This is a genomic window from Citrobacter sp. BDA59-3 (assembly GCF_015167655.1).
Classification (GTDB): domain Bacteria; phylum Pseudomonadota; class Gammaproteobacteria; order Enterobacterales; family Enterobacteriaceae; genus Phytobacter; species Phytobacter diazotrophicus.
This window is the reverse complement of sequence record NZ_CP063427.1, coordinates 4,928,786-4,949,085: the sequence shown is the minus strand read 5'-3', so window position 1 is coordinate 4,949,085 and position 20,300 is coordinate 4,928,786. Positions and strand designations below refer to the sequence as shown.

12 protein-coding genes are annotated in these 20,300 nt (G+C 53.5%); 9 read left to right on the top strand and 3 right to left on the bottom strand.

Annotation, left to right across the window (positions count from 1 at the left end; translation table 11 throughout):
• Positions 1-13 precede the first annotated feature (13 nt).
• The 4 genes from glgC to IP582_RS23340 all read left to right on the top strand — a co-directional run bounded on the left by glgC (position 14) and on the right by IP582_RS23340 (position 6,944).
• A complete protein-coding gene (glgC, locus tag IP582_RS23355) occupies positions 14-1,300 on the top strand; it encodes a glucose-1-phosphate adenylyltransferase (RefSeq protein ID WP_193794550.1) in 1,287 nt (428 codons plus the stop codon).
• A gap of 91 nt (positions 1,301-1,391) precedes the next feature.
• Entirely contained in the window at positions 1,392-2,825 is a 1,434-nt protein-coding gene (gene glgA, locus IP582_RS23350; protein ID WP_041851360.1) for a glycogen synthase GlgA, read from the top strand.
• A 19-nt stretch (positions 2,826-2,844) separates the two neighbouring features.
• Positions 2,845-5,292: a glycogen phosphorylase gene (gene glgP / locus IP582_RS23345; protein WP_193794549.1), complete on the top strand. Its 2,448-nt coding sequence runs from the start codon at positions 2,845-2,847 to the stop codon at positions 5,290-5,292.
• A gap of 131 nt (positions 5,293-5,423) precedes the next feature.
• Positions 5,424-6,944 carry a PstS family phosphate ABC transporter substrate-binding protein gene (locus IP582_RS23340; RefSeq protein WP_193794548.1) on the top strand — a complete coding sequence of 507 codons (1,521 nt, stop codon included), beginning with the start codon at positions 5,424-5,426 and terminating at the stop codon, positions 6,942-6,944.
• 51 nt (positions 6,945-6,995) lie between these two features.
• Here the strand turns inward: IP582_RS23340 and glpD are convergent, their stop codons facing one another.
• Positions 6,996-8,501, bottom strand: a complete 1,506-nt coding sequence (gene glpD, locus IP582_RS23335) for a glycerol-3-phosphate dehydrogenase (protein ID WP_041851363.1) — start codon at positions 8,499-8,501, stop codon at positions 6,996-6,998.
• 241 nt (positions 8,502-8,742) lie between these two features.
• On the opposite strand from glpD, the gene glpE reads away from it, so the two are divergent.
• Genes glpE through IP582_RS23320 form a run of 3 tightly spaced genes read left to right on the top strand, consistent with a single transcriptional unit; the run spans position 8,743 to position 10,738 of the window.
• A complete protein-coding gene (glpE, locus tag IP582_RS23330; RefSeq protein ID WP_041851364.1) occupies positions 8,743-9,072 on the top strand; it encodes a thiosulfate sulfurtransferase GlpE in 330 nt (109 codons plus the stop codon).
• A 59-nt stretch (positions 9,073-9,131) separates the two neighbouring features.
• A complete protein-coding gene (glpG, locus tag IP582_RS23325) occupies positions 9,132-9,962 on the top strand; it encodes a rhomboid family intramembrane serine protease GlpG (RefSeq protein WP_193794547.1) in 831 nt (276 codons plus the stop codon).
• 17 nt (positions 9,963-9,979) lie between these two features.
• Positions 9,980-10,738, top strand: a complete 759-nt coding sequence (locus IP582_RS23320; protein WP_041851366.1) for a DeoR/GlpR family transcriptional regulator — start codon at positions 9,980-9,982, stop codon at positions 10,736-10,738.
• A 40-nt stretch (positions 10,739-10,778) separates the two neighbouring features.
• Here the strand turns inward: IP582_RS23320 and malT are convergent, their stop codons facing one another.
• Positions 10,779-13,484: an HTH-type transcriptional regulator MalT gene (gene malT, locus IP582_RS23315; RefSeq protein ID WP_193794546.1), complete on the bottom strand. Its 2,706-nt coding sequence runs from the start codon at positions 13,482-13,484 to the stop codon at positions 10,779-10,781.
• Between the two features lie 640 nt (positions 13,485-14,124).
• Here malT and malP point away from each other — a divergent pair.
• Both malP and malQ read left to right on the top strand, forming a co-directional pair.
• Entirely contained in the window at positions 14,125-16,518 is a 2,394-nt protein-coding gene (gene malP, locus IP582_RS23310; protein ID WP_193794545.1) for a maltodextrin phosphorylase, read from the top strand.
• A gap of 9 nt (positions 16,519-16,527) precedes the next feature.
• Entirely contained in the window at positions 16,528-18,615 is a 2,088-nt protein-coding gene (malQ, locus tag IP582_RS23305) for a 4-alpha-glucanotransferase (protein WP_193796336.1), read from the top strand.
• A gap of 67 nt (positions 18,616-18,682) precedes the next feature.
• On the opposite strand, the gene gntT is transcribed toward malQ, so the two are convergent.
• Complete coding sequence (gene gntT / locus IP582_RS23300; protein ID WP_041851370.1) at positions 18,683-19,999, bottom strand: gluconate transporter; 1,317 nt, start codon at positions 19,997-19,999, stop codon at positions 18,683-18,685.
• Between the last annotated feature and the right edge of the window lie 301 nt (positions 20,000-20,300).

The window sequence follows — 20,300 nt, the reverse complement described above, 5'->3', positions numbered from 1 at the left end:
AAAGGAGTTAGTCATGGTTAGATTAGATAAGAACGATCCCTTAATGTTAGCGCGCCAGCTGCCATTAAAATCTGTAGCCCTGATACTTGCGGGAGGGCGCGGAACCCGCCTTAAAGATTTGACAAAAAAACGCGCCAAACCCGCGGTTCACTTCGGCGGTAAGTTCCGTATTATCGATTTCGCATTATCCAACTGCATTAACTCCGGTATTCGTCGTATTGGTGTGATCACGCAGTATCAATCCCACACGCTGGTGCAGCATATTCAGCGTGGCTGGTCCTTCTTCAACGAAGAGATGAACGAATTTGTCGATCTGCTACCTGCGCAGCAGCGTGTGCATGGCGAGAGCTGGTATCGCGGCACCGCCGATGCGGTCACGCAGAACCTCGACATCATTCGCCGCTATGGTGCGGAGTACATCGTCATTCTGGCCGGTGACCATATCTATAAGCAGGACTATTCACGCATGCTTATTGATCATGTCGAAAAAGGTGCGCGCTGCACCGTGGCCTGCCTGCCGGTGCCCATTGAAGAGGCAAGCGCGTTTGGCGTTATGGCTGTGGATGAAAACGACAAAGTTATCGAGTTCGTTGAAAAACCCGCCAGCCCGCCTTGTATGCCTAATGACAGCACGAAATCACTCGCCAGCATGGGGATTTATGTTTTCGATGCTGAGTACCTTTACGAGTTGCTTGAACAAGACGACAAGAATGAAAACTCCAGTCACGATTTCGGCAAAGATATCATCCCGCTGATAACCAAGTCTGGCATGGCTTATGCACATCCCTTCCCATTATCCTGTGTGCATTCGGACCCTGACTCAGAACCCTACTGGCGTGACGTAGGAACCCTCGAAGCGTACTGGAAAGCAAACCTCGATCTCGCATCAGTTGTACCTGAACTGGACATGTATGACCGTAACTGGCCAATACGTACCTATAATGAATCTTTACCACCGGCGAAATTTGTTCAGGACAGATCGGGAAGTCACGGTATGACACTGAACTCACTGGTTTCCGGTGGATGTGTGATATCCGGCTCGGTAGTGGTGCAATCGGTATTGTTCTCACGGGTACGTGTGAATTCGTTCTGCAATATCGACTCTGCAGTTCTTTTACCGGAGGTCTGGGTCGGACGCTCCTGTCGCTTGCGGCGTTGCGTTATTGACCGGGCCTGTGTCATCCCGGAAGGGACGATCATTGGTGAAAACGCAGAAGAGGACGCCCGTCGGTTCTACCGCTCCGAAGAGGGCATTGTACTGGTGACGCGCGAAATGCTGCGTAAATTGCAACAAGAGTAACAGCATCGAGATAACCTTGCGCGGAAGGGGTCCGCGCGCTGTTTTTCCCGCTAGCGCCCGCTAAGTGTTAGCGGTTTTGACAGGAGCGATAATGCAGGTTTTACATGTATGTTCTGAGATGTTTCCGTTGCTGAAGACCGGTGGTCTGGCTGATGTTATTGGCGCATTGCCTGCGGCGCAAATTGCCGATGGCGTTGATACGCGCGTTTTGCTGCCTGCATTCCCGGATGTTCGTCGCGGCGTGACTGATGCTCAAGTGGTCTCGCGGCGGGATACATTTGCTGGTCGTATTTCATTGCTGTTCGGACATTTCAACGGGGTGGGGATCTACTTAATTGATGCGCCGCATCTTTACGATCGTCCCGGGAGCCCGTATCACGATACCAATCTTTTTGCTTATACCGATAACGTTCTGCGTTTTGCCTTGCTTGGCTGGGTCGGCGCAGAGATGGCCAGCGGGCTGGACCCGTTCTGGCGGCCCGATATCGTCCATGCCCACGACTGGCATGCAGGGCTGGCGCCCGCTTATCTGGCGGCGAAGGGGAGACCGGCGAAGTCTGTGTTCACGGTACACAACCTGGCTTATCAGGGGATGTATTACGCGCAACATATGAGTGAAATACAGTTGCCATCGTCGTTCTTTAATATGCATGGGCTGGAATTCAACGGACAGATCTCTTTCCTGAAAGCCGGTCTCTATTACGCCGATCATATTACGGCGGTCAGCCCGACCTACGCTCGCGAAATTACCGAGCCGCAGTTTGCCTACGGCATGGAGGGGCTGCTGCGTCAGCGGCAAGTTGAAGGGCGCCTGTCCGGTATTCTGAACGGCGTGGATGAAAAAATTTGGGATCCGGCAACAGACCTGCTGCTTTCATCGCGTTATACGCGGGATACGCTGGAGGAAAAAGCGGAGAACAAACGCCAGCTACAGATCGCCATGGGGCTGAAAGTGAACGACAAAGCGCCGCTTTTTGCGGTGGTGAGTCGCTTAACCAGCCAGAAAGGGTTGGATCTGGTGCTGGAGGCATTACCCGGTTTGCTGGAGCAAGGCGGGCAACTGGCGCTACTTGGCGCGGGCGATCCGGTTCTGCAGGAAGGTTTCCTTGCGGCGGCGGCGGAGCATCCTGGGCAAGTCGGCGTGCAAATTGGGTATCACGAGGCGTTTTCACATCGCATTATGGGCGGGGCGGATGTCATCCTGGTCCCAAGCCGTTTTGAGCCGTGTGGGTTAACGCAACTTTATGGATTGAAGTACGGCACGTTGCCGTTAGTTCGTCGCACGGGCGGGCTGGCGGATACCGTGACCGATAGCTCATTGGAGAATTTGGCAGATGGAATCGCCAGTGGTTTTGTATTTGAAGACAGTAATGCCTGGTCGCTGCTTCGCGCGATTCGGCGTGCTTTCGTGTTGTGGTCCCGCCCCTCTCTCTGGCGCTTTGTTCAGCGCCAGGCGATGGGCATGGATTTTAGCTGGCAGGTCGCCGCGCAATCCTATCGCGATCTTTACTATCGGTTGAAATAGTTTTCCAGGAATCACTTGTATGAATGCACCTTTTACATATGCATCACCCACACTGAGCATCGAAGCGTTAAAACATTCGATCGCCTACAAGCTGATGTTTACCATAGGTAAAGATCCCGTTATCGCCAACAAGCATGAGTGGCTGAACGCCACGCTGTTTGCGGTGCGTGACCGCCTGGTAGAACGCTGGTTACGTTCCAACCGTGCACAGCTCTCTCAGGAAATGCGCCAGGTTTACTACCTGTCGATGGAGTTTTTGATTGGCCGCACCCTTTCCAACGCCTTGTTGTCATTAGGTATTTATGACGATGTCAAAAACGCTCTGGAAGAGATGGGGCTGGATCTGGAAGAGCTGATTGACGAAGAAAACGACCCAGGATTGGGTAACGGGGGGTTAGGGCGCCTGGCGGCCTGCTTCCTGGATTCTCTGGCAACGCTGGCGCTGCCTGGACGCGGTTATGGTATTCGCTACGACTATGGCATGTTCAAGCAGAACATTGTTGATGGCCGGCAAAAAGAGTCCCCGGATTACTGGCTGGAATACGGTAACCCATGGGAATTCAAACGCCATAACACCCGCTACAAAGTGCGTTTTGGCGGGCGCGTGCAGCAGGAAGGCAAAAAGTCTAACTGGCTGGAGACCGAAGAGATTTTGGCCGTGGCCTACGATCAAATTATTCCTGGCTACGATACCGACGCGACCAACACCCTGCGGTTGTGGAATGCGCAGGCGAGTAGCGAAATCAACCTGGGTAAATTTAACCAGGGTGACTATTTTGCGGCGGTGGAAGATAAAAACCACTCCGAAAACGTATCTCGCGTGCTCTATCCGGATGACTCGACCTATTCCGGTCGGGAATTGCGCCTGCGTCAGGAGTACTTCCTGGTGTCGGCAACCGTTCAGGATATTTTGAGCCGCCATTACCAGCTCCACAAAACCTACGCCAATCTGGCGGAGAAAACCGCGATTCACCTGAATGATACCCACCCGGTATTGTCGATCCCTGAGTTGATGCGTCTGCTGATTGATGAGCATAAATTCTCATGGGATGAAGCGTTCGAGGTGACCTGCCAGGTGTTCTCCTACACCAACCACACGCTGATGAGCGAAGCGCTGGAAACCTGGCCGATTGATATGCTCGGTAAGATCCTGCCGCGCCACCTGCAAATCATCTTTGAAATTAATGATTACTTCCTGAAAACCATTCAGGAACAGTACCCTAACGATATTGGCCTGCTGAGTCGTGTGTCGATTATCGATGAGTCGAACGGGCGTCGCGTGCGCATGGCGTGGCTGGCCGTGGTGGTGAGCCATAAAGTGAATGGCGTGTCTGAATTGCACTCTAACCTGATGGTGCAGTCCCTGTTTGCCGATTTCGCCAACATTTTCCCGATGCGCTTTACGAACGTGACCAACGGTGTCACACCGCGTCGCTGGCTGGCACTGGCGAACCCGCCGTTGTCAGGCGTGCTGGATGAGAATATTGGCCGTACCTGGCGTACCGATCTGAGCCAGCTCAGCGAGCTGGAACAGCATATCGACTACCCGACGGTGAACCAGGCGATTCGCCATGCCAAGCTGGAGAACAAAAAGCGTCTGGCGGCGGTAATAGGCCAGCAGCTTAATGTGGTGGTCAACCCGAAAGCGCTCTTCGATGTGCAGATCAAACGTATCCACGAATATAAGCGTCAGTTGATGAATGTGCTGCACGTGATCACCCGCTACAACCGTATCAAAGCAGATCCGACCGCAGAGTGGGTACCGCGCGTCAATATCTTCGCCGGTAAAGCGGCGTCGGCGTACTACATGGCGAAGCACATCATTCACCTTATCAATGATGTGGCGGCGGTGATCAACAACGATCCGCAGATTGGCGATAAGCTGAAAGTGGTCTTTATTCCCAACTACAGCGTAAGTCTCGCGCAGGTGATCATCCCGGCGGCGGATCTTTCTGAGCAGATCTCGCTGGCAGGGACGGAAGCCTCCGGCACCAGTAACATGAAGTTTGCCCTCAATGGCGCGTTGACCATCGGTACGCTGGACGGTGCGAACGTAGAAATGCTTGAGCATGTTGGGGCGGATAACATCTTCATTTTCGGTAATACCGCCGAAGAAGTTGAAGAGCTACGCCGTAAAGGCTATTCACCGCGCGAATACTACGAAAAAGATGAGGAGCTGCATCAGGTACTGACGCAAATTGCGACCGGCCTGTTCAGCCCGAATGAGCCGGGTCGTTATCGTGATCTCGTGGATTCGCTGATTAACTTTGGCGACCATTATCAGGTACTGGCCGATTTCCGCAGTTACGTTGACTGTCAGGACAAAGTAGACGAGCTCTATCGTAACCCGGAAGAGTGGACCACGAAGGCGATGCACAACATCGCTAATATGGGCTACTTCTCGTCTGACCGAACGATTCAGGAGTATGCCGAGCAGATCTGGCATATCGATCCGGTACGCCTGTAAGTCACCTTCGTTTTCGCCATACATATCTCACGGAGCCCCAGGGCTCCGTTTTTTTTCAGAATATGAAGGGGGATGAGCTACCAGGCCGCGCCTTTATAATTGGCCGACAAACAAGGATGAGGTGGCAGGATATGGGATTCGGATGGTGGGTAAGATCGCTTTTATTGATGTTTATTGGCGTTCCGCTGTTAGCACATGGCGCGGCGGCGGCGTGTCTATTTGTCCAGGAGTTACTCAAAAAAGCGCTTATTGCGCTGGATCTTTCACGCTCATTTGCGAATGGTGATATCGCCACATGCATGTTTTACGCATTGGGTGGCGTCATGATGTTTCTTATGGGCTGGCTGTGGGCGCGCTTTACCCAACCGAAAGAGAACAATGCCTTACGCCAGAGCTTGTTACTGCTGCCTGCGCTGCTCGTATTGCTGTGCTGGATAGTCATCATGCAGCGATCTGGCCTGGGCTTTAGCAGCCGCTGGTTCGGGATAATGTTTAAACTCGGTCTACCCTGGATGGGCATTAACCTTATTGCGCTGTTAACCGGCTGGTTTTGGGCGATGGTGATTATCCCGGTGGGTACCCAGGCCTGCTTTACCCTCGGCTGTTACTGGCGTCATCGCTACGCGCCTGATTCTCGCGCCTCGCTTTGCTTGCGAAATCTGCTGGTGTTAGCGCTGATTACATTGAGTCTGGTGGCCTGCTGGCAGGCGGCGTTACGACAGAAGAAATTCCCCCGGGTAACAAGTGAGCATGCCGTCAGTGAATCTCTTGATCGCTGGGATTATTACCCTGACAGGCCCAATAACAAACTCACGGCGTTGCGCGGTGCCGCTCCATTTACCTTCGCGGACAAACACCCACGCCTTGATGGTGCGACCGCAGCCTACCCGCTATACGCCTCGGCCTTCTTTGCGCTGAACCGTTTCCCGCAAGACATGTCCTCTTATAGCATTCAGGCCTGCTGCCTGTCCCTGTCACGCACGCCAGACGCCTATAAAAATATTATTGCCGATAAAGCCGATATCATCTTTGTCGCCCAACCTTCTGAGGGGCAGAAAAAACGGGCACAGGCGGCGAACGTCAATCTGACCTACACGCCGTTTGCTCGTGAAGCCTTTGTGTTCATTACACATGCCGATAACCCTGTCGACAGTCTGACTCAGCAGCAGGTGCGCGATATTTTCAGTGGCAAAACGACGCGCTGGAGCGACGTGGGCGGTGATGCGCGTGATATCGAAGTCTGGCAACGACCGGAAGATTCCGGAAGTCAGTCCACGATGCTGGCGAAAGTGATGAAAGAGACGCCCATGCTGCCGCCAAAAGAGACCGAAGTGGCGAGGGGAATGGGGGGGGTGATCCGTAAAGTGGCTGAGTACCAAAACAGCAAAGGGGCAATAGGTTACACCTTCCGCTACTATGCCACGAAGATGAATGCCAATGCGGGTATCAAGTTATTAGCCATCGATGGCGTCGCACCGACGAAAGAGAACATTCGTAACGAGACATACCCTTTCGTTGTGGATGTTTACATGGTGACGCGTGAAAACCCAACGGCGGAAACGCAAAAGCTGGTGGCGTGGTTTTTAAGTCCGCAGGGGCAGGCGCTGGTGGAGGATGTGGGTTACGTGCCGTTGCACAGTCCGGCAAACTAGCATCCTAAAAGGCCCCCGCTGAACGCGCGTCAGCGGGGGACGTTCAAGATTTTAAGAGGCCAGCGATAATTCCGCTTTGCTGTGGCGGGTCAGCCACTGTGCCACACGGGACTGCTCCTCAGCATTGAGCCACATGCCCAGTTTGGTACGCCGCCAGATAGCGTCGTCCAGACGGCGCACCCATTCGTGCTCAACAAGGTAACGCAGTTCGGCTTCGTAAAGCTCATGGCCGAAATGCTCGCCCAGGTCTTCAATTGAGCCTGCCTGCCCCAGAATCAGCTCGCTGTTGCTGCCGTAAGTCCTGGCATAATGGCGGGCCAGCGACTCGGTAATGAACGGATAACGACGACGCAGTTTCGCGGCGTAGTCATCGCGATCGCCCCCCAGCTCACCGCCAGGCAATACACAGTTTTTGGTCCAGGCCGGGCCAATACCTTCATAGTAGGAGGCCAGTTTTTCCATCGCATGTTCAGCCAGCTTGCGGTAGGTCGTAAGCTTGCCGCCAAAGACGGACAGCAGCGGCGCTTTACCGTCCTGATCGTGAATATCCAGCGTGTAGTCGCGGGTGATTGCCTGTGGGGAGTCGGACTCATCGTCACACAGCGGGCGCACACCGGAGTAAGTCCAGACAATGTCATTGCGCGTTAGCTGCTTTTTAAAGTGCGCGTTATAGACCTTCAACAGGTAATTCACTTCACTTTCGTCGATTTCGACGTTTTTCGGGTCGCCTTTATATTCCACATCGGTTGTACCAATGATGGAAAACTCATCCATCCACGGGATCACGAAGACGATACGTTTATCTTCGTTTTGCAGAATATAGGCCTGTTTCTGTGAATGAACGCGTGGCACAACGATATGGCTGCCTTTAATCAGGCGAATACCATACGGAGACGGCAAATGCATCCCGTCATCAAAGAACTGCTTAACCCATGGGCCGGTGGCATTGACCAGACCGCGTGCTTGCCAGCTAAATTTTTCCCCGGTGTCGATATCTTCCGCTTCAACAATCCACAGACCGTTTTCACGTTTTGCTGAGACAGCACGTGTACGGGTACGTACTTCGCCGCCTTTTTTTACAACCATCTGCGCATTTGCCAGGACCATACGGGCATCATCGACCCAACAGTCAGAATATTCGAAACCGCGCACGATTTCAGGTTTGAGGACCGATTCTGAGCCAAAACGCAAACTTTGCGAACCGGGTAAACTGGTGCGTTTACCCAGGTTGTCGTACATAAAAAGACCGATACGGATCATCCATGCCGGACGTAAGTGCGGGCGATGCGGTAAGCGGAAACGCATCGGAAAGGCGATGTGCGGTGCCATTTTCAACAGCACTTCACGTTCGGCCAGCGCCTCGCTAACCAGCCGGAACTCATAGTGTTCAAGGTAGCGCAGGCCACCGTGAATCAATTTTGAGCTGGCGCTGGAAGTTGCGCAAGCTAAGTCCTGGGCTTCCAGCATCAGCACGGATAAACCTCGCCCGGCGGCGTCTGCCGCGATACCGGCACCGTTGATGCCCCCGCCAATAACGATCAGATCTTTGGTTTCCATGCTGCCCTCACGCGCTTTCGTTAAAGCTCACAAATGTTCGATATCGCTCATAATAGCAAAAGATCGCGCTTTTGGTAACATCAGAAAAACAATTTAGAGTGATATACATAACATAATGGTGTTTCTCCGCCTGGAGGACGTACACTAAGCGGTAAACTTATGCTGCCTGTTTTTTCCTCCCTGAACGTGTGGAAAGGAAGCAGGCGTACCACCTGCCATACGAAAAAGAAAAGAGATCAGAATGGATCAATTTGTCTGTATTAATGTTGAAGAGGCCCACCAGAAACTGCAGCTTAAGCAGGCGGTAATGGTTGATATTCGTGACCCACAAAGCTATGCGATTGGCCACACGCCGGGCGCTTTTCATTTAACAAACGACACCCTCGGTGCGTTTATGCGCGAAACCGACTTCGATACCCCGGTGATGGTGATGTGCTATCACGGCAACAGCAGTAAAGGCGCGGCGCAATACCTGCTCCAGCAAGGCTATGATGCGGTATTCAGTGTTGATGGCGGCTTTGATGCCTGGCACCGTCACTTTCCAGCGGAAGTCGAGCAGGGATCCCTTTAGAGAGTGAAGACTCTGCCGCTATACTGTGCTCTTTTCCAGGGACAAAGCGACCGCCTGCCATGTTGATGATTACATCATTTACCAATCCGCGTATCGCCCAGGCGTTTGTTGATTACATGCAAACCCAGGGCGTCATTCTTACCATTCAACACCACTCACAATGCGATATCTGGCTGGCGGACGAAAGCCAGGCAGAGCGCGTGAAAGCTGAACTGGCGCGTTTTCTGGAAAACCCCACCGATCCGCGTTATCTCGCCGCAAGCTGGCAATCCGGCGAGACGGGCAGCGGTCTGCAGTACCGTGGTTTTACCCTGCGCGCGGCGCTGAGGGAACGGGGTGGGCCAATGACTCTCTCTGTCTTCGCGGCCTGCGTCCTGGTCTTTATTCTGATGAGTCTGTATAGCGATCAGGATGTGATGGTCTGGCTTGCCTGGCCCTACGATGCCTCGGTGCAATTTGAAGCCTGGCGCTATTTTAGCCATGCGCTAATGCACTTTTCGCTGGTTCATATCATCTTTAACCTGTTCTGGTGGTGGTATCTTGGCGGAGCGGTGGAAAAACGCCTGGGAAGCGGCAAGCTGGTGGTAATCACCCTTATCAGCGCGTTACTGAGCGGCTTTTTACAGTACAAACTGGCTGGCCCGTGGTTTGGTGGTTTGTCAGGTGTGGTCTATGCATTGATTGGTTATGTGTGGCTACGTGGTGAGCTTGACCCGCAACGCCCGGTCTGGCTGCCTCGTGGACTGGCTATTTTTACGGTCATGTTACTGGTTGCTGACTGGTTTGGCATCTCAGCAGTGGATACGGCTATCGGCGCACACACCGGCGGGCTGTTGATTGGCCTTGCGATGGCGCTGGTAGATACATTGAATGCGCGAAAACGAACATAATTATCCAGAGACATTTCATGAAACAAACACAACGTCATGACGCGATCATTGAACTGGTTAAACAGCAGGGATATGTCAGCACGGAAGAACTGGTAGAGCAATTCTCGGTAAGCCCACAGACTATTCGCCGCGATCTGAACGATCTGGCCGATCAAAACAAAATCCTGCGCCACCACGGGGGCGCCGCGCTACCTTCCAGCTCGGTCAATACCTCCTGGCACGATCGTAAGGCGACGCAAACGGCAGAGAAAGAACGCATTGCCCGTAAAGTGGCCAGTCAGATCCCAAATGGCGCAACGTTGTTTATTGATATTGGCACCACCCCGGAAGCCGTGGCGCACGCGCTGCTCGATCACAGCGATTTACGCGTGGTGACGAACAACCTCAACGTGGCGAACACGCTGCTGAAAAAAGAAGATTTCCGCGTCATCCTTGCTGGCGGCGAATTGCGTAGCCGTGACGGTGGTATTGTTGGCGAAGCCACGCTGGACTTTATTTCTCAGTTCCGTCTGGACTTCGGCATTCTTGGCATCAGTGGTATTGACGCTGATGGTTCGCTGCTGGAGTTTGACTATCATGAAGTGCGCACCAAACGGGCGATCATTGAAAACTCGCGCCATGCGATGCTGGTAGTGGATCACTCGAAGTTTGGACGCAACGCGATGGTCAACATGGGCAGTATCAGTATGGTCAATGCCGTGTACACCGACATCATGCCACCCGCAGGCGTTATGCAGGTGATCACCAGTAATAACGTCCAGTTAGAGTTATGCTAAGCAGTCGCGTCGGGCGGCGTTGCGCAGCCCGACCTGATACTCAGACACCGTACCCCATCATTTTCAGCAGCCGCTGGGCATGCAATACGGCATCCTGACGGTGGGCAACCCCCAGCTTCTGATACAAATTACGGATATGCGTTTTAATGGTGGTCGCCGCCACGGCGAGTTCACCAGCGATCTGCTCATTACTGTAGCCTGAGTAGATAAGCCCCAATACCTGCCACTCTCGCTGGGTTAGCGGACTGGTGCGGATCAACTCCGGCACTTCCGGATGGTTCAGTAAACGTTCAACGAAGCTCTCGTCAAAATGGGCGAACTTATGCCGGTGATGCTGGTTGATGTCACGCAGAATACGCTGTGCGCGGTGCTGGTCGAGCTCCGGCAGTGTATTGAGTTGAATAAGCTGACGCAGTTGCTGCGCCATGGCCTCGCCCTCAATAACAAAGTGGCTGATAAACCCGGTGCGGTTGGCCAGTTGCAGCGCCTCAAGCAGCACGCGCTGTGCGTCGTTTTTACGCCCGGACTGCCAGTACAACTGATTCAGTAACAGCAGGTTGCGGTTCAAATCACTCATCAGGCGCAAGCTGCGTGCGTTCTCGTTGAGCTCTTCAAGCACCATTTCAGCCGGGTCGAAATCGCCAAGCAGAATTTGCGCTCTGGCGATATTGCGCCACTGCCCTTGCAGGAAGTGGTTATTGGCAAATTCGGGTTTAGGCGTCTGGCGAAGCCACTGCGCTGCTGATTTGCGATCGCCCGTCATGTTCCAGTAAATCACCCGGACCTTATCGGCGTTCGACACCCAGTCGCTGTGATACTGACCGTTACCCAGCAAATTTTCCAGACGATGCAAATGCGCGCGAGCATTGTCCAGGTCACCGCGAGCCAGCGAATTTTGAATCACCAGCGCCAGACACTGTAACTGTTGCTGCGGCTGGAAGGAGGCGAGAACCTCCATCCCCTGGCGAGCGGCGGCTTCGGATTCGTCAAGACGCGCCCAGGCCCAGAGTAATTGCGAACGAATGCGCAGTAAGAACTCGTGCATCGGCAACTGCTCAAGGTGCTGTTCGCGCACCAGAACAAAGCCTTTTTCCTGGGTCTCCCAGGCAGCCTGCAGGAACCCTTGCGCAAACAGAATTTCGCTCTGCTGAATCAGGCTCCACAAGGCGTAATGCCACACGTCATGGCGGCGCGCCATCTGCTCGGTTTGCTGCATCAACGCCAGCGAGTTGGTCAGTTGCCCTTTGCAATGCAGCACTTCACCGTGTACCGACGTGGCGACAATACGGCTGTAGTAATTGGCAAGCGGCAGTTCAGCGAGCGCCACCATCGCCAGGCGTTCCGCTTCGGCGGCGTCGCCATCATTGATCGCGACCTGCGCGCGCAATGCATTGAAATCTCCGTGCAGGGAGGCGTCCATTTGGGTGGTCATCTCCTGTTCGGCACGGGCCAGCAAGGTATTCACTTCGCTGTAGCGATGCTGGCTTTGCATCAGCCAGGCCTGTAGCAGCACCAGGCGCGGGTTCTCCAGGAGGCTCTCCCACGGTAGTGCTTTCAGCGAGGCTTCCAGCAGGCTGAGTTCGCTATGGTTGAATAAGCCCCAGGCGTGATGCAGCAGAATGTCCCGTAACATAATGCCGTCGCCCGCCGCCAGCGCGTGGTGGATGGCTTCGCTGGGGAATCCCTGTGCCATCCAGCTTTCTGCCGCCGCGCGATGAATTTCCGGCAGTTCAGTCGCCAGTTCCCACTGGCAGCGCTGGCGCAGGAAATTGCCGAACAGCGGGTGGTAGCTGAACCATTCGCCGGAGTCATCCATGCGCTGCAGGAATAACCCCTGGCGCTCAATTTCTTCCAGCCGCATCTGACCATTTTCTTCGCCGGTGACACGGACAATCAGCGCATCGTTCATCGAGCGCAATAGCGAGCTTTTCAGTAAGAACAGACGCGTGCTGGCATCGACATTATCCAGCACCTCATCCACCAGATAATCGGAAAGATGGCTGGCGTTGATCCCCGCCAGACGACGAGCAGATTGCTGCGCGGCACTGTGATTCTGGCGTACGGAAAGGGCAATGAGTTGGAGCGCGGTGGCCCAGCCGGCAACGTCATCACACAGACGGCTGCTTTCTGCCGCTTCGATAGGGGAAGTCAGGCGGCAATCAAAAAATTGCTTCGCTTCCTGATGATTAAAGGCCAGTTGGTGGCTGCCGATCTCCAGCAGTTGTTCACGTACGCGCAGATTGGCAATGCCTAACTGCGGTAAATTGCGCGACAGCACAATCAGCGTCAGGTTTTCCGGCTGATGGCGCAAGAAAAAACGCATGGCTTCATGAATCACCGGGTTGGTGATGAGGTGGTAGTCATCTATCACCAGATAGAGCGCGCGTTGCCACTCTGCCAGCTCAATAAACAACTGAGCAAAGAGGGAGGAGAGGCTGGCGTACTGGCGTTTTTGCGCCATTGCCTCACTGGTGACGCAATGCCCCCCCGTGGCCTGTTGAATAGCAGCAATAAAATAGCTGGCAAAACGTTCCTGCTGGTTGTCGCCTTCATCCAGCGAAAACCAGCCCACGTCATTTTTACCGGAAGCCCATTGGGAAATGAGCGTTGTTTTTCCGTACCCAGCAGGGCTAGTGATCAGCGCAAGCCGAAAATTGTTCGCGCCGGAAAGTTTAGCCAACAGACGCTCACGAACGACAGTATGGTCGAGGCGTACCGGGCGACTTAATTTAGACGGAATCAACATAGTTATCACTTCACTGTGAGGACAAAGGGGAAAAACGATTTTTTTTGCGCTTCGTAATTAATATAAATAAGGTCGGATAAATTCCGAATTATTGCAAGTTATGTCCGGATCTGACGATTGTGAATTTGCACTATGTCACATTTCTATTTGAGTTGCGAAAAAAGAGACAGCACCCGTGGCGAAAGGGTATGCAGCCCGATTTGCAGCAAAACGCGTCACAATAAGGCGAAATAGTTTTGCATCTTATGGGGGCTTTGGTGAAATATTTCCCAAAACGGCGAGGTAATCGCACAAATAGCAAAAGGCGAAATTATCATTTAAGAAAATATTATTTACTCAAATTATGTTGATGCCGCGAGTGATAATTTCCCTGAAACAATATTTCAATTCTTTGACATTCTCCCCCGTTATCTCCACGGTAAGCGAACGACGCATCGCCGTGTTTTTTCCTCCCGCTTGAAACAGTAAATGCTTGAAGAATGCTTAAAAAAACAGCTAACTTTAGGTGGCAGAGATCACACTTTTCGCTCATCCCTGCTGCTCCTCCCCGTTGAATCCCTGGCAGGATGAGGAAGTCGTTTCATGAGCCTGGCACACTAGCGCTAACGTTGTTTTTTCAATTACAGGATCCGAATTCTCTATGTCAAAGCCCACGTTTAACAAAGCGCAATTTGAGGCGGCCCTGACGCGTCAGTGGCAACATTTTGGTTTGCACACAGCCCAGGAGATGACATCTCGCCAGTGGTGGCAGGCCGTTAGCGGCGCGCTGGCAGAGTTGCTGGTGGCACAACCGCTGGCTAAACCGGCGAAAAACCAGCGCCATGTAAACTACATTTCAATGGAATTTCTGATTGGTCGCCTGACGGGTAACAACTTGCTCAACCTTGGTTGGTATCAAGAGGTGAGCGATATTCTGCAGGAAAGCGGTATCAATCTGAGCGATCTGCTGGAAGAAGAGACCGACCCGGCGCTGGGTAACGGTGGATTAGGACGTCTGGCGGCGTGCTTCCTGGACTCGATGGCAACGGTAGGCCAGTCTGCCACCGGCTATGGCCTGAACTATCAGTACGGCTTGTTCCGTCAGTCTTTTGACGATGGTCAGCAGAAAGAGGCGCCGGATGACTGGCAGCGTCGCAGCTACCCCTGGTTCAGTCATAATGCGCAATTGAACGTGCAGGTGGGGATTGGCGGTAAAGTGAGTAAAGACGGCCACTGGACGCCGGAATTTACGATTGTCGGCGAAGCCTGGGATTTACCGGTACTGGGTTATCGTAATGGTGTGGCGCAGCCGCTGCGACTGTGGCAGGCAACCCATGCGCACCCGTTCGATCTGACCAAATTCAACGACGGTGATTTCCTGCGTGCCGAGCAGCAGGGCATCGATGCAGAAAAACTGACCAAGGTGCTCTACCCGAATGACAATCACCAGGCGGGCAAGAAGCTGCGTCTGATGCAGCAATATTTCCAGTGTGCCTGTTCCGTGGCGGACATTTTGCGACGTCATCACCTGGCCGGGCGCAAAATTGCCCAGTTGCCGGACTTTGAAGTTATTCAGCTTAACGATACGCATCCGACTATTGCGATCCCGGAAATGCTGCGCGTGCTGATGGACGAACATCAACTGAGCTGGGATGACGCCTGGGCTATTACCAGCAAAACTTTTGCCTACACCAACCATACGCTGATGCCGGAAGCGCTGGAGTGCTGGGATGAAAAACTGGTAAAAGCGCTGCTGCCTCGCCACATGCAAATTATCAAACAGATTAACGATCGCTTTAAGGTACTGGTTGAGCAAACCTGGCCTGGCGATGAGGACGTGTGGGCGAAACTGGCGGTGGTGCACAACAAACAGGTGCGGATGGCCAATATGTGTGTGGTCGGCGGCTTTGCGGTGAATGGCGTTGCGGCACTGCACTCAGATTTAGTCGTCAAAGATCTGTTCCCGGAATATCACCAACTGTGGCCGACGAAATTCCACAATGTCACTAATGGTATTACGCCGCGTCGCTGGATTAAACAATGCAACCCGGCGCTGGCGGCATTACTGGATAAGTCGCTGAAAAATGAGTGGGCGAACGATCTCGACCAGCTTATTCATCTGGAGAAATTTGCCGACGACGCGAAATTCCGCGCGCAATATCGCGCTATCAAACAGGAAAATAAGGTGCAGCTTGCGGCGTTCGTCAAAGCGCGTACTGGCATTGAGATCAATCCGCATGCGCTGTTTGATATTCAAATCAAACGTCTGCATGAATATAAACGCCAGCATCTGAACCTGCTGCATATTGTGGCGCTGTATAAAGAGATTCGTGAAAATCCGCAGGCAGACCGCGTACCACGCGTATTCCTCTTCGGTGCGAAAGCCGCGCCGGGCTACTACCTTGCGAAAAATATCATTTACGCCATCAATAAAGTGGCCGCTGTAATCAATAACGATAAGACGGTGGGCGATAAGCTGAAAGTGGTTTTCCTGCCGGATTATTGCGTTTCGGCGGCGGAACGTCTTATCCCGGCGGCAGATGTGTCTGAACAAATTTCTACCGCAGGTAAAGAGGCCTCGGGTACCGGCAATATGAAGCTGGCGCTGAACGGTGCGCTCACCGTCGGTACCCTTGACGGTGCCAACGTGGAGATTGCCGAGCAGGTTGGCGATGAAAACATCTTCATCTTCGGTCATACCGTGGAAGAGGTGAAGGCGTTGAAAGCCAAAGGCTACGATCCGGTGAAATGGCGTAAGAAAGACAAGCTGTTGGATGCGGTGCTCAAGGAACTTGAGAGCGGCAAATACAGCGAGGGCGACAAGCATGCGTTCGACCAGATGCTGCACAGCATCGGTAAGCAGGGCGGCGATCCCTATCTGGTTCTGGCGGATTTCGCCGCCTATGTTGAAGCGCAAAAACGGGTTGATACGCTCTATCGCGATGAAGAAGCCTGGACGAGGGCTACAATATTGAATACCGCACGTTGCGGCATGTTCAGTTCGGATCGTTCGATCCGTGATTACCAAACCCGTATCTGGCAGGCAAAACGCTAAGGAAACGCCATAGTGAGCAAACGTCTTGATAATGCCGCACTGGCGGCGGGAATTAGCCCGGATTACATCAATGCGCATGGCAAACCACAGTCTATTGGTGCGGAAACCAAACGACGTTTGCTTGACGCTATGCACGCTGTGACCGCGACACCTGTCGCGGTAACGCCGATCCCAAATGTGCTGGTGCACACCCAGGGAAAGAAGAAGTCATTGCCGATTGAGGGAAACGGTACTTTCAACTGGATAATCACCACCGAAGATGGTCAGCAGCATAAAGGCCTGGTCGAGGCAGGGAAAAACCTCATCCTGCCAACGAAGTTACCGCAGGGGTATCACACCCTGACGCTGCGGCAAAGTGAGCAGAGCTGGCATTGTCGCTTAATTGTTACCCCAAAGCGCTGCTATGAACCGCAGGCGCTGCTGGAAGGGAAAAAACTCTGGGGGGCGTGTGTACAGCTTTATACCTTGCGTTCTGAGCGTAACTGGGGGATAGGCGATTTTGGCGATCTGAAAGTCATGCTGGGCGAGGTGGGGCAGCGCGGTGGCGCGTTCATCGGCCTGAACCCTATTCACGCCCTCTATCCGGCCAACCCGGAAAGCGCCAGCCCCTACAGCCCTTCGTCTCGCCGCTGGCTGAATATCATTTATATCGATGTTAATGCGGTAGAAGATTTTCAGTTGAGCAAAGAGGCGCAGGCGTGGTGGAAACTCCCTACGACGCGCAAGGCGCTGGATGCCGCTCGCGACGCGGAGTTTGTCGATTACGCAGGTGTGACCGCCCTCAAACTGGCGGCATTACGCCTGGCCTGGGTACAGTTTTCGCAGCGTAAAGATGATGACGATTTGCGCGCTGCGTTTCATGCCTTCGTGAAGGAAGAGGGGGAAAGTCTGTACTGGCAGGCGGCATTTGATGCGCTTCATGCCAACCAGGTGAAAGAAGATCCGCTACGCTGGGGCTGGCCTGCCTGGCCGGAAGGTTTTCAGTCAACCGACAGCCCGGCGGTTAAAGCCTTTTGCGAAAGCCATGCCGATGAAGTGAACTTTTACCTGTGGTTGCAGTGGCTGGCGTATACGCAATTTGCCGAGTGCTGGCAGGAGAGCCAGGGCCATAATATGCCTATTGGGTTGTACCGGGATCTCGCCGTGGGCGTTGCCGAAGGCGGTTCGGAAACCTGGTGCGATCGTGAGTTGTACTGCCTGAAAGCCTCTGTGGGGGCACCGCCGGATATTCTCGGCCCGCTGGGGCAAAACTGGGGATTGCCGCCGATGGACCCGCACATTATTGCCGCGCGCGCTTACGAACCCTTTATTGAGTTGCTGCGCGCCAATATGAAAAGCTGTGGCGCGCTGCGTATCGATCATGTGATGTCGATGCTGCGCCTGTGGTGGATCCCGTATGGCGAAACGGCAGATCACGGGGCGTATGTGCAATACCCGGTGGACGACCTGTTGTCGATCCTCGCGCTGGAAAGTCAGCGTCATCAGTGCATGGTCATTGGCGAAGATTTGGGGACGGTGCCGGTGGAGATCGTCAGCAAGCTGCGCGACAGCGGCGTTTACTCCTACAAAGTCCTCTATTTTGAAAATGACCACGAGAAGCGCTACCGTGCTCCTAAAGCTTACCCGGCACAGTCAATGGCGGTGGCGACCACTCATGATTTGCCGACGCTGCGGGGATACTGGGAAAGTGGTGACCTGACGCTCGGTAAAACGCTGGGTCTGTACCCGGATGAAGTGGTGCTGCGTGGGTTGTATCTCGATCGCGAACTGGCAAAACAGGGGCTGCTGGATGCGCTCCACGCCCATGGTTGTTTGCCAAAACGGGTAGGGCATAAAGCCTCACGTATGCCAATGAGTGCGGTACTTAATCGTGGTATGCAACGCTATATCGCTGACAGCAATAGTGCGTTGCTGGGGCTGCAGCCGGAAGACTGGCTGGATATGGCCGGACCGGTGAACATTCCGGGCACCAGCTACCAGTACAAAAACTGGCGGCGTAAGCTCGCCGTGTCACTGGAAAAAATGTTTGCCGATGAGAACGTCAACAAGCTGATTAAAGACCTGGATAAACGCCGGAAAGCGGCAGGGAAGAAGTAAATAAGTAAATACAAAGAACCCGCCACTCGGCGGGTTCTCTTTTTAACAACCAGTTGGACGGTAGAACTTACACCACCATTCCCAGCAGCAGACAGCCAACCAGACCGCAGACAGAGATAATGGTCTCCAGTGCGGACCAGGACTTCATGGTTTCGCCGATGGTCAGGTTGAAGTACTCCTTGAACAGCCAGAAGCCTGGATCGTTCACGTGAGAGAAAATCACGCTGCCGGAACCAACCGCGATAACCATCAGCTCAGGGCTCACGCCAGTGGTGGCAATCAGCGGCGCAACAATCCCGCCTGCGGTAATGGCTGCAACAGTTGCAGAACCCAGCGCGATACGCAATACGGCGGCAATTGACCACGCCATAAAGATTGGCGAGATGTTGGTTTCATGCATCAGCGAAGCGATATATTTATCCACGCCGCTATCAACCAGAACCTGTTTGAATGCGCCGCCACCGCCGATGATCAACAGCATCATGGCAATGATTTTGATTGAGCTGGTCAGCGTTTCGTTGATGTCGTCCATGGAACGACCACGGTTCAGGCCGAAGGTGAAAACGGCAATCAGTACTGCAATGAGGGTCGCCATCACCGGATCGCCGAAGAACTCAGCGTAAGGGAGAATCGCATGGCCTTTCGGCAGCAGCATCTCTGCAACCGCACGCAGCGCCATCAGTACCACCGGTACCAGAGAGGTCCAGACGCTGACGCCAAAGCCCGGCATTTCTTCTTCGGTAAAGGTTTTCTTGTTGTATAGCCCTTCCGGAATCGGCTTGTCGATGCCTTTCAGGAAGCGAGCATAGACCGGGCCGGCCAGAATCACTGTCGGGATACCGAGCAGCGTACCGTAGAGCAGCGTTTTACCCATGTCCGCATGGAAAATGGTAGCGATTGCAGTCGGGCCAGGGTGTGGAGGCAGGAAACCGTGAGTAACGGAAAGCGCGGCCGCCATCGGGACACCCACATACAGCAGCGGGATACGGGCTGCGGCAGCGATAGTGAAAACCAGCGGCAGTAACAGGACGAAGCCCACTTCATAGAACAGCGCAAAACCCACGGTAAAGCCGGTCAGTACGACGGCCCACTGAATGTGTTTTTCGCCAAATTTTGCAATCAGCGTTGTGGCGATGCGTTGTGCGCCGCCGCAGTCCGCCAGCAGTTTACCCAACATGGCACCGAAGCCCATGATCAGCGCAAGGCTGCCCAGCGTTCCGCCCACACCGGCTTTGATAGATTTGATAACTGCGTCCAGAGGCATGCCCTGCATCATACCGACGGCGAGCGCCACCAGGATCAGAGCGATAAATCCGTTCAATTTGAAGCGGATCATTAATAACAACAACAAGACTACACCGATAGCAACGATGACTAATGGCATGATTTACCTGGCCTTAATTTGTTATGGGTAACGTCAGTTTTCAGCGGTTATTGCAGGTTTTAGCCCTGTAAAAACGAAGCGCTGGAGTACCGATATGCCTTACATCCACTTTTTAAAAGGATAGCTGGATGTTTTTATATTTTTGGTACTGGCACAGATGATACGGGTAACATTCATGAAAAGAGAATCACCCGGCGGGTCAAAATTTACGAAGTGAGATGCCTGTCATATTCCAGGCTGGAAATGAGTGCAAAAAAGAGGCGCGAGATGGCAGGGAAAGATACAGGTAACATGCTCTCCC